15 protein-coding genes, 1 tRNA gene and 1 pseudogene are annotated in these 15,635 nt (G+C 69.7%); 12 read left to right on the top strand and 5 right to left on the bottom strand.

Going from position 1 to position 15,635, the window contains the following annotated elements:
* Positions 1–17 precede the first annotated feature (17 nt).
* The gene (locus ICC28_RS19240; RefSeq protein WP_188289849.1) at positions 18–1,337 is read right to left on the bottom strand and encodes a sensor histidine kinase; all 1,320 of its coding nucleotides are present in this window, start codon (positions 1,335–1,337) and stop codon (positions 18–20) included.
* 167 nt (positions 1,338–1,504) lie between these two features.
* On the opposite strand from ICC28_RS19240, the gene ICC28_RS19235 reads away from it, so the two are divergent.
* The 8 genes and pseudogenes from ICC28_RS19235 to ICC28_RS19200 all read left to right on the top strand — a co-directional run bounded on the left by ICC28_RS19235 (position 1,505) and on the right by ICC28_RS19200 (position 8,045).
* A complete protein-coding gene (locus ICC28_RS19235) occupies positions 1,505–2,377 on the top strand; it encodes a hypothetical protein (protein ID WP_188289848.1) in 873 nt (290 codons plus the stop codon).
* A gap of 10 nt (positions 2,378–2,387) precedes the next feature.
* Positions 2,388–2,459 (top strand) — tRNA-Gln (locus ICC28_RS19230).
* A 116-nt stretch (positions 2,460–2,575) separates the two neighbouring features.
* Positions 2,576–4,024 carry a bifunctional UDP-N-acetylglucosamine diphosphorylase/glucosamine-1-phosphate N-acetyltransferase GlmU gene (gene glmU, locus ICC28_RS19225; RefSeq protein ID WP_188289847.1) on the top strand — a complete coding sequence of 483 codons (1,449 nt, stop codon included), beginning with the start codon at positions 2,576–2,578 and terminating at the stop codon, positions 4,022–4,024.
* A 141-nt stretch (positions 4,025–4,165) separates the two neighbouring features.
* Positions 4,166–5,146: a ribose-phosphate diphosphokinase gene (locus tag ICC28_RS19220; RefSeq protein ID WP_188289846.1), complete on the top strand. Its 981-nt coding sequence runs from the start codon at positions 4,166–4,168 to the stop codon at positions 5,144–5,146.
* 199 nt (positions 5,147–5,345) lie between these two features.
* A complete protein-coding gene (locus ICC28_RS19215) occupies positions 5,346–5,939 on the top strand; it encodes a 50S ribosomal protein L25/general stress protein Ctc (protein ID WP_188289845.1) in 594 nt (197 codons plus the stop codon).
* A 75-nt stretch (positions 5,940–6,014) separates the two neighbouring features.
* Positions 6,015–6,617: an aminoacyl-tRNA hydrolase gene (gene pth, locus ICC28_RS19210; RefSeq protein WP_188289844.1), complete on the top strand. Its 603-nt coding sequence runs from the start codon at positions 6,015–6,017 to the stop codon at positions 6,615–6,617.
* A gap of 91 nt (positions 6,618–6,708) precedes the next feature.
* Positions 6,709–7,198 (top strand): annotated as a pseudogene (locus ICC28_RS19205) (hypothetical protein).
* A gap of 142 nt (positions 7,199–7,340) precedes the next feature.
* Positions 7,341–8,045, top strand: a complete 705-nt coding sequence (locus ICC28_RS19200; RefSeq protein ID WP_188289843.1) for an LPXTG cell wall anchor domain-containing protein — start codon at positions 7,341–7,343, stop codon at positions 8,043–8,045.
* A gap of 78 nt (positions 8,046–8,123) precedes the next feature.
* Here ICC28_RS19200 and ppc read toward each other — a convergent pair whose 3' ends face one another.
* Complete coding sequence (ppc, locus tag ICC28_RS19195; RefSeq protein ID WP_188289842.1) at positions 8,124–10,853, bottom strand: phosphoenolpyruvate carboxylase; 2,730 nt, start codon at positions 10,851–10,853, stop codon at positions 8,124–8,126.
* Positions 10,854–11,142: 289 nt separating this feature from the next.
* Here ppc and ICC28_RS19190 point away from each other — a divergent pair, with 289 nt between their 5' ends.
* From ICC28_RS19190 to ICC28_RS19180, 3 genes are read left to right on the top strand one after another with little or no spacing between them, the layout of a single operon-like run.
* Entirely contained in the window at positions 11,143–12,153 is a 1,011-nt protein-coding gene (locus ICC28_RS19190) for an acyl-CoA desaturase (RefSeq protein ID WP_188289841.1), read from the top strand.
* Positions 12,150–12,827, top strand: coding sequence for a TetR/AcrR family transcriptional regulator (locus ICC28_RS19185; protein WP_188289840.1), 678 nt, complete (start codon positions 12,150–12,152; stop codon positions 12,825–12,827). The genes ICC28_RS19190 and ICC28_RS19185 overlap by 4 nt, the downstream gene beginning before the upstream one ends.
* Positions 12,828–12,869: 42 nt before the next feature.
* Positions 12,870–13,013 carry a hypothetical protein gene (locus tag ICC28_RS19180; protein ID WP_188289839.1) on the top strand — a complete coding sequence of 48 codons (144 nt, stop codon included), beginning with the start codon at positions 12,870–12,872 and terminating at the stop codon, positions 13,011–13,013.
* Here the strand turns inward: ICC28_RS19180 and ICC28_RS19175 are convergent.
* Positions 12,991–13,374 carry a glyoxalase gene (locus ICC28_RS19175; protein WP_188289838.1) on the bottom strand — a complete coding sequence of 128 codons (384 nt, stop codon included), beginning with the start codon at positions 13,372–13,374 and terminating at the stop codon, positions 12,991–12,993. The genes ICC28_RS19180 and ICC28_RS19175 overlap by 23 nt on opposite strands.
* Positions 13,374–14,162, bottom strand: a complete 789-nt coding sequence (locus ICC28_RS19170) for a trans-aconitate 2-methyltransferase (protein WP_188289837.1) — start codon at positions 14,160–14,162, stop codon at positions 13,374–13,376. Before ICC28_RS19170 ends, ICC28_RS19175 begins: the two co-directional genes overlap by 1 nt.
* 89 nt (positions 14,163–14,251) lie before the next feature.
* Here ICC28_RS19170 and tamR point away from each other — a divergent pair, with 89 nt between their 5' ends.
* Positions 14,252–14,749, top strand: a complete 498-nt coding sequence (tamR, locus tag ICC28_RS19165) for a MarR family transcriptional regulator TamR (protein WP_030941878.1) — start codon at positions 14,252–14,254, stop codon at positions 14,747–14,749.
* Positions 14,750–14,786: 37 nt separating this feature from the next.
* On the opposite strand, the gene ICC28_RS19160 is transcribed toward tamR, so the two are convergent.
* Positions 14,787–15,554 (bottom strand): LuxR C-terminal-related transcriptional regulator, encoded by a 768-nt coding sequence (locus tag ICC28_RS19160; protein WP_188289836.1) that lies wholly within the window; start codon positions 15,552–15,554, stop codon positions 14,787–14,789.
* Positions 15,555–15,635: the final 81 nt, after the last annotated feature.

The raw sequence follows: 15,635 nt of genomic DNA, 5'->3' as shown, positions 1-15,635 counted from the left end.
TCACCCCGCCACAGGGCTCACCCCGCCGGAATCACCGCCGACACCCGGAAACCCCCCGCATCCGTCGGCCCCGACACAAACACCCCACCCAACGCGGCGACACGTTCCTTCATCCCCACCAGACCGTTACCCCCCGACGGCAACCGCGCCGACGACGCCGACGACACCTCCGGCGGCGGCTCGTTCTCCACCTGCATCGCGATCTCCGACACCCGATGCGCCAACCGCACGTACGTCTTCGCCCCCGCCGCATGCTTGTGAACGTTCGTCAACGCCTCCTGCACCACCCGGTACGCCGTCTGCTCCACCTCCCGCGCATACGGCCGCACCTCCCCCTCCACCGACAGATCCACCGTCATACCCGCCGCAGCCGACTGCCCCACCAACTCCTCCAGCTCCGACAGACACGGCCCCTCCGCCGCCCCCTCGTCCGCCACAACCCGCGACGCCGCCTCCGCAGCCGCCACCCCCACCGCCGCCAACGGCACCACCGCACGCCGCTCCGCAACACCGTCACCGGACCGCAGCACCCCGAGCATCTCCCGCAGCTCCGTCAACGCCTGCCGCCCCATGTCCCCCACCAGCGCCGCGTTCTTCACCGCCTTCTCCGGATCCTTGCGCGCCACGGCCTGCAACGCCGCCGCATGCACCACCATCAGACTCACCCGATGCGCAACGACGTCATGCATCTCCCGCGCGATCCGGGTCCGCTCCTCACCCCGCGCCCACTCCGCCCGCTCCTCGGCCCGCTCCGCAAGCAACTGAAGCTCCCGCTCCAGACTGTCCGCCCGCTCCCGCAACGACTCCATCAACCGCCGCCGCGCACCCACATACAGACCCAGCAACAACGGAGGCGCCGTGAACCCCAACGACGTCGTGATCGCACCGAACGGCACGAACCAGTCCCCGAACTCCAACTCCCCCTGCGCCACCCCCTGACGCAGCCACACGAACGTCACGATCAACATCCCGACCTGCGCCATCCCCGCAAGCGCCGCGATGATCCGCCGAGGCAGCTCCGACGCCGCCAGCGTGTACAGGCCGACGACGACCATCAGGAAACCCATCTGGGCCGGCATCACCGCGATCGACACCAGCACCACCGCGATCGGCCACCGCCGCCGCAGCACCAGCACCGAACCCGCCAGCACCCCGAAGAGCACCCCCGCGAGCCGCGGAACCCCCGCGTCACCCGCGAAGTCGAACCCCTCCACCCCGCACTCCAGCGCGGACACCACCGCCAGACCCACGTCCAGCACCGCACTGCGCCACCTGTCCCACCACCACGGCCCAGCCCCGGTCCGGGCCTCGGCGCGCTCTTCCCCCGTCGTGGTCATGCCTCCAGCCTACGGGCGCCCGGCACGGCTTTTCCGGTGAGTTTCCCGGACTGGCCTACACCACACCCCATGATCCGCCGGGAGCGAAACACCCCGATATCCCTCGAACTGCTGAATCGCTCACCGCTCGACCCCGGAAGATCCAATTCCGCCCCGACGGTATGCCCATGGCACATCCACACGGCAAGTACGCCGATTTCGAGGGCCTGCGCGAGCGGGCGGTGGCGCTGCGACGCGCAGGACTCAGCCGACGCCAGATCCGCGACCGACTCCACGTCGACAACAACGACATCCTCAACCGCCTCCTGGAGGGCGAACCCCCTCCGCAATGGACGCGGCGCCCGAACGCCAAGGACGACCTGCGGGGCAGGGCGAGGGAGCTACGCCTCCAGGGCTGGACGTACGACCAGATCCAGGTGGAGCTGGGGTGCTCGAAGAGTTCGATCTCGCTGTGGGTACGGGATCTGCCCAAGCCTGAGCGACGCGATCCGACGGAGCAGGCGAAGCTGGCATCACGGAAACGCTGGGAGCACGAGCTGGCGGTACGGGACGAGGAGCGGCGGCGCACCAAGGAGGCCGCCAAGCAGGCGATCGGCAAGCTCTCACCCCGGGAGCTCTTCCTCGTGGGCGTGAGCCTCTACTGGGCCGAGGGCGGCAAGGACAAGCCCTACGACCGTCGCGAGAGCGTCGCCTTCGTCAACAGCGACCCAGGCATGATCGAGGTCTTCCTGGCCTGGCTCGACCTGCTCGAAGTCGAGCGCGATCGCCTTCGGTTCGCCGTCATGATCCACGAGAACGCCGACGTGGCGGCAGCGGAGCAGTACTGGGCGGACCTCGTCGGCACCGACCGCTCAGCGTTCAACAAGACGACCCTGAAGAAGCACAACCCCAAGACGGTTCGCAAGAACACCGGAGAGACCTACCGCGGCTGCCTGGTGATCAAGGTCCTGAACGGAGCCGACTTGTACCGTCGCATCGAGGGCTCTTGGTACGGCATAGTGTTGGGAGCCACTCGGCAGGTCGGCACGATGTCCGATTAGCCGGGTTTATTCCCCCGTGGTGTAATTGGCAACACACGTCACTTTGGATGATGTATTTCAGGTTCGAGTCCTGGCGGGGGAGCTTAGTTCGGGTCCTGACCCAACCGGGTCAGGACCCGCTCCCATGTCCCCCAAGAAACGCCCCGGTATCCTGCGGATGTCCACCCCACCCCATCCCAAAAGCCGAAGGGCAACCCCGTGAGCGCCATTCGCCCGGCAGCCGTCGTCGTTCTCGCAGCGGGTGAGGGCACCCGTATGAAGTCGGCCACACCGAAGGTTCTGCACGAGATCTGCGGTCGCAGCCTCGTGGGTCATGTGCTCGCCGCCGCGCGTGAGTTGCGGCCGGAGAACCTGGTCGTGGTCGTGGGTCACGCCCGCGAGCAGGTCACCGCGCACCTGACCGAGACCGACTCCGACGTGCGTACCGCGGTGCAGGCGGAGCAGAACGGTACGGGGCATGCCGTGCGGATGGCTCTGGAGGAGCTCGGTGGCGGCATCGACGGGACCGTGGTCGTGGTGTGCGGGGACACGCCGCTGTTGACCGGGGACACGCTGAAGGCGCTGGCCGCGACGCATTCCGCCGACGGCAACGCGGTGACGGTGCTGACGGCGGAGGTGCCGGATGCGACCGGGTACGGGCGGATCGTGCGGGACGGTGTCTCCGGTGCCGTGACGGAGATCGTGGAGCACAAGGACGCGTCGGAGTCGCAGCGGGCGATCCGGGAGATCAATTCCGGGGTGTTCGCGTTCGACGGGCAGTTGCTCGCGGATGCGCTCGGCAAGGTGCGTACCGACAACAGCCAGGGCGAGGAGTACCTCACCGACGTGCTCGGGATTCTGCGTGAGGCCGGGCACAGGGTGGGTGCGTCGGTCGCGGGCGATCACCGTGAGATCGCCGGGATCAACAACCGGGTGCAGTTGAGCGAGGCGCGGCGGATTCTCAATGACCGGTTGCTGACGCGGGCGATGCTGGCCGGTGTGACCGTGGTGGACCCGGCGACGACGTGGGTCGATGTCACGGTGACGTTCGGGCAGGACGCCGTGGTGCTGCCGGGGACGCAGCTCGAGGGGGCCACGCATGTCGGTGAGGGTGCCGAGGTGGGGCCGAATTCGCGGTTGAGGGACACCCGGGTGGGTGCGGGGGCGCGGGTGGACAACACGGTGGCGGAGGGTGCCGAGGTGGGCCCGGGGGCGTCTGTGGGGCCGTTCGCGTATTTGCGTCCGGGGACGCGGCTGGGTGCGAAGGGCAAGATCGGTACGTACGTGGAGACGAAGAACGCGGTCATCGGTGAGGGGACGAAGGTTCCGCATCTGTCGTATGTCGGTGACGCGACGATCGGTGAGTACTCGAACATCGGGGCTGCCAGTGTCTTCGTGAACTATGACGGACAGGACAAACACCACACCACGGTCGGGTCGCACTGTCGGACGGGTTCGGACAACATGTTTGTGGCGCCTGTCACGGTCGGGGACGGTGCTTACACCGCCGCCGGCTCTGTGATCACGAAGGATGTGCCGCCCGGTTCGTTGGCCGTGGCCCGTGGCCAGCAGCGGAATATCGAGGGTTGGGTGGCTCGTAAGCGTCCGGGGAGCGCGGCGGCGAAGGCGGCCGAGGCGGCGTCCCGGGAGCCGGAAGGCGAAGGCTGACTGGAAACAGGTGCGTCTGGGACGGCGTACCGTGATAAGTGCACATCCGCACCAACCAGCTGAGACGCCGCTCGTACCAGCCGGGACGGGCTGGTGCGGCCTCTCGACATCCAGCTGAGACACCTCTGAGGAGACAGTGCTGTGACCGGGATCAAGACGACCGGCGAGAAGAAGATGATGTTCTTCTCCGGCCGCGCCCACCCCGAGCTTGCCGAGGAGGTCGCCCACCAGCTGGGTGTCGGGGTCGTCCCGACGAAGGCCTTCGATTTCGCCAACGGTGAGATCTATGTGCGGTATCAGGAGTCTGCTCGTGGGGCGGACTGCTTCCTGATGCAGAGCCACACGGCTCCGATCAACAAGTGGATCATGGAGCAGTTGATCATGATCGACGCGTTGAAGCGTGCGTCGGCGCGGTCGATCACGGTGATCGTGCCGTTCTACGGTTATGCGCGGCAGGACAAGAAGCACCGTGGGCGTGAGCCGATCTCGGCGCGGCTGATCGCGGATCTGATGAAGACGGCGGGTGCGGACCGGATTCTCACGGTCGATCTGCACACGGACCAGATCCAGGGTTTCTTCGACGGTCCGGTGGATCATCTGTTCGCGCTGCCGCTGCTGGCGGACTATGTCGGCAAGAAGGTCGACAAGGACAAGCTGACGGTGGTGTCGCCGGACGCGGGCCGGGTGCGGGTGGCCGACCGTTGGTGCGACCGGTTGGGTGCGCCGCTGGCGATCGTGCACAAGCGTCGTGACAAGGACGTGGCGAACCAGGTGACCGTCCACGAGGTCGTGGGTGAGGTCAGGGGCCGGGTGTGTGTGCTGGTGGACGACATGATCGACACCGGTGGCACGATCTGTGCGGCGGCGGACGCGTTGTTCGCGCACGGTGCGGAGGATGTCATCGTGACGGCGACGCACGGTGTGCTGTCGGGTCCGGCGGCGGACCGGTTGAAGAATTCTCGGGTGAGTGAGTTCGTGTTCACGAACACGCTGCCGACGCCGGGTGAGCTGGCGGGCGATCTGGACAAGCTGACGGTGCTGTCGATCGCTCCGACGATTGCCCGTGCGGTGCGCGAGGTGTTCGAGGACGGTTCGGTGACGAGCCTGTTCGACGAGCAGTAGGTCCTGCCGGGGCGGTCAGCGGCCCCTGCTTGATCGATTTTTCCGCGGCCTCCTTCGCCGAGTAGACTGCCCGGGTTGCTCGGCGAGGGAGGCCGTACTCATTGCGGTGCGGCTGTCCGTTATCGACGCGCTCTTCGTAGCAGGCCGTTCGTGGCCGGGTGACCCTGTCCGTTTCTCACCCATACGAGGAGTGAATGCCATGTCCGAGGTGAAGCTCGCCGCTGAGACGCGCACCGAGTTCGGCAAGGGTGCCGCGCGCCGTATCCGTCGTGACAACAAGGTTCCCGGTGTCCTGTACGGCCACGGTGCGGACCCGCTGCACCTGACGCTGCCGGGCCACGACCTGCTGCTGGCGCTGCGTACGCCGAACGTCCTGATCTCCCTGGACATCGACGGCAAGACCAACGAGCTGGCGATTCCGAAGGCCGTGCAGCGTGACCCGCTGAAGGGTTTCCTGGAGCACGTCGACCTGCTGCTGGTCAAGCGTGGCGAGAAGGTCAACGTCGAGATCCCGGTGCACACCGAGGGTGAGCTGGCGGCGGGCGGCAACCTGCTGGAGCACGTGCTGAACGCGCTTCCGGTCGAGGCCGAGGCCACGCACATCCCCGAGGCCGTCACGGTGTCGGTGGCGGGCCTGGAGGCCGGCGCCTCGGTCCTGGCCAAGGACATCAAGCTGCCCGCCGGTGTGACGCTGGCTGTCGAGGAGGACGCTGTCGTCCTTCAGGTGCTGGCCGCGCAGGCCGAGGAGTCCGCCGCGGGCGAGGCCGCCGGGGACGAGGCCGCGGAGGCCTGATCCTCCCCCTGCTGTTTTCGTTCTGTCAGCCGCTGCTTCCTTCGGGGGGCGGCGGCTGGCGCGTATCAAGGAGATATGGACGTGACGACCGACCCGAGTGCTCCCTGGCTGATCGCCGGTCTCGGTAATCCGGGGCCCGAGTACGCGATGAACCGGCACAACGTCGGTTTCATGGTGGCGGATCTGCTGGCGCAGCGGATGGGGGCGAGGTTCAAGCGGGCGGGCAAGGCGCAGGCGCAGGTCGTGGAGGGTCGGGTGGGGCCGCCGGGGCCGTTGAACCGGCGGGTGATCCTGGTGAAGCCGATGTCGTTCATGAATCTGTCGGGGGGTCCGGTGAACGCGCTGCGGGACTTCTACAAGGTGCCGGTGGGGAACATCGTGGCGGTCCATGACGAGCTGGACATCGATTACGGCACGTTGCGGTTGAAGCTGGGCGGCGGCGACAACGGGCACAACGGTCTGAAGTCGATGACGAAGGCGATGGGTTCGGACTATCACCGGGTGCGGTTCGGGATCGGGCGGCCGCCGGGGCGGATGCCGGTGGCGGACTTTGTGTTGCGGGACTTCTCGTCGGCGGAGCGCAAGGAGTTGGACTACTTCGTGGACCGTGCGGCGGATGCGGTGGAGTGTCTGGTGATCGAGGGTCTGGAGCGGGCGCAGGGGACGTACAACTCGTAGGGGTTGCTTCCGGTTTCCGCGCGGGGCGCATGGGCGTTCGGTTACCGGGCCACATTGACTTTCGGTTAGTCGATGGCCAAGGATCGCGGCCATGCCTTCTGCCGTCCTGTCCCGTCCGGGCGCCCTGACCGCGCTGCGCTTCGGGCGTGCCGCGCTGATGGGGGACGGTCGCGGCGCTGATTCTGATCGCGGGTGTGTGGGCGTCGTGGGGGACGGCGCAGCACGTCATGCTCACCAAGGGGCGGGAGAGCGGCACCGTGCGGGTGGCGCGGTGCGGCGAGGAGGTGTGCACCGGCCCCTACGAGCCTGTCTCGCCGGGTTCTCAGCCGCGTGACCGGGTGGTCGTGGAGCGGTCGGCGGCCGTCCGTGAGGGGCGGACGTACACGGTGGTGATCAAGCCGGGCAGCGATGACGTGGTGCGTTCGGGTCCTGCCGGGGTCCTGTACGCGTGGGTGCCGCTGGGCGGGGCGATGCTGCTGGCGTCGGTGGTGGTGGCGGGCGGGCTGCGGCGGACCCGGGCCGCGTGGGTGCTGGCGGGTGGCGGAACGGCCTTGCTCACGGCGGCCTTTGTGGCGTTGTGAGCGGTGTGTGGCTGCTGGGGCGTGGGGTGTCTGTGAGGGTTCTGTTTGTTCCCGGTTCGTGATTGACCTGGGGTTGCGGCAGCCAGAATGCTGAACTGCCCCCTCCACATCTTCCCTTTCGCTTCTCGAAGATGGACTGCTCATGCGAACCCTCACTCGCGCCGGCGCTGTGTCCGCCGTCGCCGCCGCGGCGCTGCTCGTCTCCCCCGCCGCACACGCCACAGCCCCCGGAGACAACGGCACCGTGAAGATTCACGACGCCACGACCGGCGAGGAGCTGCGCAAGAACGAGCCCCACGTCTGCGAGTTCTATCTGGACGCCTTCGGCTTCGACGCCGGGCAGCAGGTCGGCTGGCGCATCGAGGCCTGGGCGCCGACCGCCGACGTCAAGGGCGAGACGGTGAAGTCCGGCGCGTTCGTCCTGGACGCCGAGGGCCACGGCCGTACGGACGACATGACCCTGCCGGACGGCCACTACAAGCTGTTCTGGAACTTCGAGGGCGAGCACGGGTCGGCCAAGCACAAGGTGTTCTGGACGGATTGCGAGGAGCCCGAGGAGCCCGAGGAGTCCGAGGAAGCGGGCGAGCCCGGCGTGACGCCGTCGGAGTCGGCGGTGACACCGTCGGAGTCGGCGCCGGCCGGCGAGGGCGAGTCCCCGGCCGCGTCCCCGGGCCCGTCCGCCGGTGAGGAGGTGGCCCCGTCCTCCTCGCCGTCCGCGCAGGGAGGCGCCGGGGGCGATCTCGCCGAGACCGGCAACGGCGCCCCGGTGGGTCTGCTGTCGGCGGCCGCCGCGGCGCTCCTCGCGGCCGGCGGCTACCTGGTCTTCCGCCGCCGCAGCAAGGCCTGACCGGTCACGGTAAAGGGGCGGTGCCCCCGAGCTCGTACGAGTTCGGGGGCACCGCCCTTCTTCGCGTTCGCGGTCGGTTCAGCCGGTGTTGCGCAGGCCTGCCGCGACGCCGTTGACCGTGAGGAGCAGGGCGCGGGACAGGAGCGGGTCGGGTTCCTCGCCCGCGGCGGCCGCGTCGCGCTGGCGCTTGAGGAGGGCGACCTGGAGGTAGGAGATCGGGTCGAGGTAGGCGTCACGGATGGTGAAGGTCTGCCGGAGGGCGGGGGTGGCGTCCAGCAGTTCCTGTTCGCCGGTGACCTTGAGGACCTCGCGGACGGTCAGCTCGTGCTCGGCCTTGATGGTGTCGAAGACGTGCTGGAGTTCGGCCGGGACGAGGGTCTCGACGTAGTGGGCGGCGATGCGCAGGTCGGTCTTGGCGAGCGTCATCTCGACGTTGGAGATGAAGTTGCGGAAGAAGTGCCACTGCTCGTGCATCTCGTCGAGCACGGTGTCCAGGCCTGCCTCGCGCAGCGCCTTCAGGCCGGAGCCGACGCCGAACCAGCCGGGGACGATCTGGCGGGACTGGGTCCAGCCGAACACCCACGGGATGGCGCGCAGGCCGTCGAGGGAGACGCCGGAGCCGGGGCGGCGGGAGGGCCGCGAGCCCAGGTGCAGGTCGGCGAGCTGGTCCACCGGTGTCGAGGCGAGGAAGTAGTTCGGCAGGTCGGGGTCCTCGACGAGTCTGCGGTAGGCGGCGTGGGCGGCGTCGGAGACGACGTCCATGGCGGCGTCCCAGCGGGCGAGGGCCTCGTCGGACTGGCGGGGGGCGGTGTGCAGGGCGGACGCCTGGAGGGTGGCGGCGACCGTGAGTTCCAGGTTCTCCCGGGCGAGGGAGGGCACCAGGTACTTGTCGGAGATGACCTCGCCCTGCTCGGTCACCTTGATCTCGCCTTCCAGGGTGCCCCAGGGCTGGGCGAGGATGGCGTCGTGCGAGGGGCCGCCGCCGCGGCCGACGGTGCCGCCGCGGCCGTGGAAGAGGCGCAGGCGCACGCCGTAGCGGTGCGCGACGTCGCGCAGTCGGCGCTGGGCGCGGTGGATCTCCCACTGGGAGGTGGTGATGCCGCCGAACTTGGAGGAGTCGGAGTAGCCGAGCATGACCTCCTGGACGTCGCCCCGCAGCGCCACCAGACGCCGGTAGGACGGGTCGGAGAGCATGTCCTCCAGGATGGTGTCGGCGGCCTTGAGTTCGTCGGTGGTCTCCAGCAGCGGGACGATGCCGATCTTCGCCCAGCCGGCGTGCAGGTCGATCAGGCCGGCCTCGCGGGCGAGCACGGTGGCGGCGAAGACGTCGTCGGCGCCCTGGCACATCGAGATGATGTACGACTCGATGACCTCGGGTCCGAAGACTTCCAGGGCGCGCTTGACCGTCTGGAAGACGCCGAGGGTCTTCTCGCCGGCCGCGTCCACGGGTGCCGGGGTGGGGGCGAGGGGGCGGCGGGAGCGCAGTTCCTTGGCGAGGAGCTTGGCGCGGTAGTCGCGGGGCATGTCGGCGTAGCGCCAGGACTCCTCGCCGAGGCGGTCGAAGAGCTGGCCGAGGGCGTGGTGGTGGGCGTCGGCGTGCTCGCGTACGTCCATCGTCGCGAGCTGGAGGCCGAAGGCGGCCAGCGTGCGGATGGTGCGGTTCATCCGGCCCTCGGCGAAGAGGCCGCCGCGGTGTTCGCGCAGGGAGGTCTGGATGAGCGTGAGGTCGCGCAGGAGTTCGGCGGTGCCGAGGTAGTCGCGGCCGTCCTCGTGCGGGGTGCCCTTGGCCAGGCGCTGCTTGGTGTTCTCCAGCTTCTGGCGGATGCAGGTGGCCTTGAGCCGGTAGGGCTCCTCGGCGTTGAGGCGCTTGTAGCGGGGGCTGATCTCGGGCAGTGCCTCCAGGTCGGCCTGGAGCGACTGGAGCAGTTCCTCGGTGGCGCCGGAGTAGCGGATGGAGTTCGACAGGAAGCCGCGCAGCTCGTCGATCATCTCCAGGGCGTCGTTGATGCCGTGCTCGTGCTGGAGGATCAGCACGTCCCAGGTGACCTGGGGGGTGACGTTGGGGTTGCCGTCGCGGTCGCCGCCGATCCAGGTGCCGAAGGTGAGCGGGCGGGTGTCGTCGGGCAGCGTGACGCCGACGCGCTCCAGTTCGGCGGTGAGGTCCTCCAGGACGTCGCCGACGGCGCCGGCGTGCAGTTCGTCGAGGTAGTAGATGGCGTTGCGGGCCTCGTCGGCGGGCTCGGGGCGTACGACGCGCAGTTCGTCGGTCTGCCAGACGAGGTCGATGTTCTCGGCCAGTCGGGTGTCGTAGCGGCGGCGGTCGGACTCGATGACCGGGGTCTCCAGGAGGGCCGCGATGCGCCGGAGCTTGTTCAGTACCGACCGGCGGGCGGCCTCGGTGGGGTGAGCGGTGAAGACCGGGCGGACGTTGAGGTTCTTGACCGTCTCGCGCAGGTGCTCGGGGTCGGCGTCCTTGAGGCGGTCGGCGGTGCGGGCGAGGAGGCCGCCCTCGGCGGCACGCTTGGCGCGCAGCTCGCGGCCGCGGTGCACCTGCTCGGTGACGTTGGCGAGGTGGAAGTAGGTGGAGAACGCGCGGACCAGCTTGGCCGCGGTGTCCAGTTCGGTGCCGCGCAGCAGCTCGGCGGCGGCCTCGCCGTCCTCGCGGGTCAGTCGGCGCACCCTCTCGACCAGGTCGAGCAGCTCGGGACCTTCCTGCCGGACGAGGGTCTCGCCGAGGAGGTCACCGAGGCGCCTGATGTCGGCGCGCAGCTCACTGCTGGTCGTGGTCTGGTCGTCGGCACTGCTCACAGGTGCGGCTCCTTGCAGTGTTGAAGCTCGTCTGGGAGGGGAACCCGTAGTCCGTCTCGCGCGGCGGGTGCCGCATACGGGCCGGGCATCCGGGAAGGAATTCAGAGCGGACCGCGCTGTCCGACCGACTCCAAGGATAGGTGTCCGGTCGGACGCGCAGGCTCACGGGCTCTTGCCGCGGGGCGACACGCTGCCATACTTACGTCGCCGTAGGTTACGGGACCGTAGGAAAAGGCGCGCGGTTCCGGCCCGGCACCTGCCTCAACCCTCGACCCCACAGGGGACGCCCATGACCACGAGCTCCGATGTGATCGAAGACGCCCCGAAGGCGACCGACGACACCACTACCCCCTCCGCCACGCTGGGCGGCGAGCAGAAGCGGTCGATCGAACAGATCACGCTGCTCCTCTTCATCGCCGTGCCGTTCCTGGCGCTGCTCGCGGCGGTGCCGCTGGCCTGGGGCTGGGGCGTGAGCTGGCTCGACCTCGGCCTGCTGGTGTTCTTCTACTACCTGGGCTGCCACGGCATCACGATCGGTTTCCACCGTCACTTCACCCATGGCTCCTTCAAGGCGAAGCGTCCACTGAAGATCGCGCTGGCGATCGCGGGTTCGATGGCGGTCGAGGGTCCTCTGGTCCGCTGGGTCGCCGACCACCGCAAGCACCACAAGTTCTCCGACGCCGAGGGCGACCCGCATTCGCCGTGGAAGTACGGCGAGTCGGTTCCCGCGCTGCTCAAGGGGTTGTGGTGGGCGCACATCGGCTGGATGTTCGACGAGGAGCAGACCCCGCAGGACAAGTACGCCCCGGATCTGATCAAGGACCCGGCGCTGCGGGCGATCTCGCGTCAGTTCATCTTCTGGACGGTTCTGTCGCTGGCGCTGCCGCCGCTGATCGGCGGTCTGGTCACCTGGTCCTGGTGGGGTGCGTTCACGGCGTTCTTCTGGGGCTCGCTGGTCCGGGTGGCGCTGCTCCACCACGTCACCTGGTCGATCAACTCGATCTGTCACGCGGTCGGCAAGCGGCCGTTCAAGTCGCGTGACCGTTCGGGCAACGTGTGGTGGCTGGCGGTGCTGTCGTGCGGCGAGTCCTGGCACAACCTGCACCACGCCGACCCGACCTCGGCGCGGCACGGTGTGGAGCGCGGTCAGCTGGACTCCTCGGCCCGGATCATCCGCTGGTGCGAGCGGCTCGGCTGGGCGTACGACGTGCGCTGGCCGTCACGCTCGCGTATCGATTCGCGCCGGAACACCGGCGAAGAGGGCTCCCCGAGCGGGACGGAGGCCGCGAAGGCGGCATGATGGACGCCGTGGCGACCGACTCCAGCAGCACCCCGAGCAATGACAAGCCGCGGCGCGCCCGTCGCACTCGTATGACGGGCGCCGAGCGGCGTGCCCAGCTGCTGGAGATCGGCCGCACGCTGTTCGCCGCGAAGGGCTTCGAGGGTACGTCGGTGGAGGAGATCGCGGCGAAGGCCGGGGTGTCCAAGCCGGTGGTGTACGAGCACTTCGGCGGCAAGGAGGGGCTGTACGCGGTGGTGGTGGACCGCGAGATGCGGCGGCTGCTGGACATGGTGACCAGCTCCCTGACGGCCGGCCACCCGCGAGAGCTGTGCGAGCAGGCCGCCTTCGCCCTCCTCGACTACATCGAGGAGTACACGGACGGCTTCCGCATCCTGGTCCGCGACTCCCCCATTCCGCAGTCGACGGGCTCCTTCGCCTCGCTCATCTCGGACATCGCGACCCAGGTGGAGGACATCCTGGGCCGCGAGTTCAAGAGCCGCGGCTTCGATCCCAAGCTGGCCCCGCTCTACGCCCAGGCCCTGGTCGGCATGGTCGCCCTGACCGGCCAGTGGTGGCTGGACGTCCGCCGCCCGAAGAAGGCGGAGGTCGCGGCCCACCTGGTGAACCTGGCCTGGCACGGCCTGGACGGCCTGGAGGCGAAACCGCACCTGATAGGGCGACGCAAGAGCTGATTCGGCGACCGCGGGCCGGTCGCCCTGACCGAGGCCGGAAGGGTGGTCGCCCTGCTGGTGTCGCCGCGGTTCGTCGAGGACCTCGAAGACGACCTCGCCGTCGCCGACTACGAGCGGCGCAAGGCCGAGGGCACGCTCGCGGGGGGCATCCCGCACGCGGAGGTCAGGAGGCTGCTGGCGCTGTGACCGGCGCCGGTTCCAGGAACTCCAGTCGGTTGCCCACCGGGTCCTCGGAGTAGAAGCGCCGGTAGCCGGGGAGGGTGTCGTCCCAGGTGACGGGCGCGCCCCGGGCGGCGAGGCGGGCGGCGTACTCCTCGATGCCCGTGACCCGCAGCCCGGGATGGGCCTTGCGTGCGGGACGGAATCCGTTCTCGATCCCCAGGTGCAGCTGGACGGCCCCGGTCCGGAACCAGCAGCCGCCGCGCGCGGCGAAGGCGGGCGGCTTCGGCAGCTCGGTCAGGCCGAGGACGCCGACGTAGTACGCCCGCAGCCGGTCCTCCGAACCGGGCGGCGCCGCGAGCTGGACATGGTCCACGGCCGTGATCATCACGCCTCCTTCCGCGCTACGGCGAAGATGCGGCGGAACGGGAACGGGGTGCCGTGCGGGCCCTTCGGGTAGGCGGCGCGCAGGGCCGTCCGGTAGTCGTCCAGGAATGCCTCCCTGGCCTCGGGGTCGTCCGCGAGCGCGGTCAGGACCGGGCGCAGTCCGGTGCCCTTCACCCAGTCCAGGACCGGGTCCTCGCCGGGCAGGAGATGGATGTACGTGGTTTCCCAGGCGTCCGTCGTGCAGCCGAGGGCGGTCAGCCGGTCGAGGTAGGCCTCGGGGGTGAGGACGGCGCCGTCGTGGCGCAGGGCGTCGGTGAGGCCGTGGCGGTGGGCGAGTTCGCGCATGAGGCGGTGGCTCGGGGAGTCGAAGTTGCCGGGGACCTGGAAGGCGAGGGTGCCGCCGGGGGTGAGCCCGTCGATCCAGTCGGCGAAGCGGTCCGCGTGCCCGGGGACCCACTGGAGCGTGGCGTTGCTGATGATCAGGTCGTACGGCTCGGTGGGCGTCCAGGTCCGGACGTCGGCGTGGGCGAAGTCGAGGCCGGGTCCGGCGTGGGCGCGAGCGTCGGCGAGCATCTGCGGGGAGTTGTCGTAGCCGGTGATGCGGGCGGTGGGCCAACGCTCGGCGAGTACGGCGGTGACGTTGCCCGGTCCGCAGCCGAGGTCGGCGATGCGGGGCGCCCGGGAGGGCGGGTCGGGGACCCGGGCGAGGAGGTCGGTGAAGGGGCGGGCCCGGTGGTCGGCGTGGCGCAGGTACTGGGCGGGGTCCCACACGGGTACGGGTGAGGTCATGTCCTCCACTCTCCTACCCGATTTCTCTCGACGTCAAGAGACTTGACTTCAAGAGACTTCACGTCGACACAACCACTACACTGATCGTCATGGAGGACGAGGTCGATCGACTGGTCGCAGCGTGGCGCCGGGAGCGCCCGGACCTCGACGTGGAACCACTCGAAGTGCTCAGCCGGGTCAGCAGACTGGCCCGGCACCTGGACCGCGCCCGCCGGCTGGCCTTCGCCGAGCACAGCCTGGAGCCCTGGGAGTTCGACGTCCTGACGGCGCTGCGGCGCGCGGGAACGCCGTACCAGCTCTCGCCGGGGCAGTTGCTGACGCAGACCCTGGTCACGTCCGGCACGATGACCAACCGCATCGACCGGCTGGCGAAGAAGGGCCTGGTCGAGCGCCTCCCCGACCCGAGCGACCGACGCGGGGTGCTGGTCCGCCTCACCGACGAGGGCCGCGACCGCGCGGACCAGGCGCTGGCCGGTCTGCTGGACCAGGAGCGCGCGATCCTCGCGGAACTCTCCCGGGCCCAGCGCGGTGAACTCGCCGGGCTGCTGCGGCAGCTGACGGCGCCGTTCGACAACATCCCGGGCTGAGCCAGGCTGAACCAGGCTGAAAAGCGCCCCCCGGCCCCTACGCCAGCCGGCCGCCCCGCTCCACCACGTCCCCGGCCAGGTCCACCGGCCCGACCCCCGCCCGGCGCGCGAGCGCCACCGCTGCCAGGGTGCTGTGCACGCCCAGCTTGCCCAGGACGTTCTGCATGTGGGTGCGGACGGTGTGCGGGGAGAGGTACAGGCGCTCGGCGACGGCCTTGCGCCCCAGGCCCGCCACCATGCACCGCAGGACCTCCCGCTCGCGCGGGGTGAGCGACTCCACGAGCCGCTCGCTCTCGGTGCGGTGCTTGCGCGCGGCGGTCAGCTCGCGCAGTACGCCGGTGAGCAGGGCCGGCGGGAGATGGGTCTCCTCGCGCAGCACCCCTCGTATGACGGTCAGCAGCCGGGACAGCGAGCAGTCCTTGGCCACCCAGCCGGACGCCCCGGCCTGCAGGGCGAGCGCGGCCCGGCGCGGGTCGTCCTTCTCCGCCAGGACCACGATCCGCACGCCCGGCTGCGCCGAACGCACCCCGGCGACGAGCGATATCCCGTCGACGAGGCCGTCCTCGCCCACCTCCTGGACCGGCACGGCGGGCCGTACGCCCGGCACGCTGCCCCCCAGGTCGGCGTCGACGAGCAGCACGTCGTAGCGGCGCCCCTCGGCCACCGCGCGCTCCAGGCTGCGCAGTGCGGCCGGGCCGCTGCCCGCGGCGGAGACGTCGACGTCGGGCTCGGCGGCCAGGGCCGCCGCGAGCGACTCGGCGAAGATGCGGTGGTCGTCGACGACCAGTACTCGGATGCGAACCACTGAAAACCCCCACTGGTCCGGAGAACGCCGACCGGCGCGAGTACGACGCCCAGGGGTGGTCGCAACCGCACAGCCGCCGCC

The organism is Streptomyces sp. TRM68416 (genome assembly GCF_014596915.1).
GTDB lineage: Bacteria > Actinomycetota > Actinomycetes > Streptomycetales > Streptomycetaceae > Streptomyces.
The sequence above is the reverse complement of the archived record's forward strand: the minus strand, read 5'-3'. Positions and strand labels throughout refer to the sequence as shown.

Coding starts and splice junctions, on each gene's coding strand:
- ICC28_RS19215 (WP_188289845.1), top strand. CDS start 5,346: ATGTCCGAGGTGAAGCTCGCCGCTGAGACGCGCACCGAGTTCGGCAAG.
- ICC28_RS19235 (WP_188289848.1), top strand. CDS start 1,505: ATGGCACATCCACACGGCAAGTACGCCGATTTCGAGGGCCTGCGCGAG.
- pth (WP_188289844.1), top strand. CDS start 6,015: ATGGACGTGACGACCGACCCGAGTGCTCCCTGGCTGATCGCCGGTCTC.
- ICC28_RS19200 (WP_188289843.1), top strand. CDS start 7,341: ATGCGAACCCTCACTCGCGCCGGCGCTGTGTCCGCCGTCGCCGCCGCG.
- ICC28_RS19240 (WP_188289849.1), bottom strand. CDS start 1,337: ATGACCACGACGGGGGAAGAGCGCGCCGAGGCCCGGACCGGGGCTGGG.
- tamR (WP_030941878.1), top strand. CDS start 14,252: ATGGAGGACGAGGTCGATCGACTGGTCGCAGCGTGGCGCCGGGAGCGC.
- ICC28_RS19185 (WP_188289840.1), top strand. CDS start 12,150: ATGATGGACGCCGTGGCGACCGACTCCAGCAGCACCCCGAGCAATGAC.
- ICC28_RS19170 (WP_188289837.1), bottom strand. CDS start 14,162: ATGACCTCACCCGTACCCGTGTGGGACCCCGCCCAGTACCTGCGCCAC.
- ICC28_RS19190 (WP_188289841.1), top strand. CDS start 11,143: ATGACCACGAGCTCCGATGTGATCGAAGACGCCCCGAAGGCGACCGAC.
- ICC28_RS19175 (WP_188289838.1), bottom strand. CDS start 13,374: ATGATCACGGCCGTGGACCATGTCCAGCTCGCGGCGCCGCCCGGTTCG.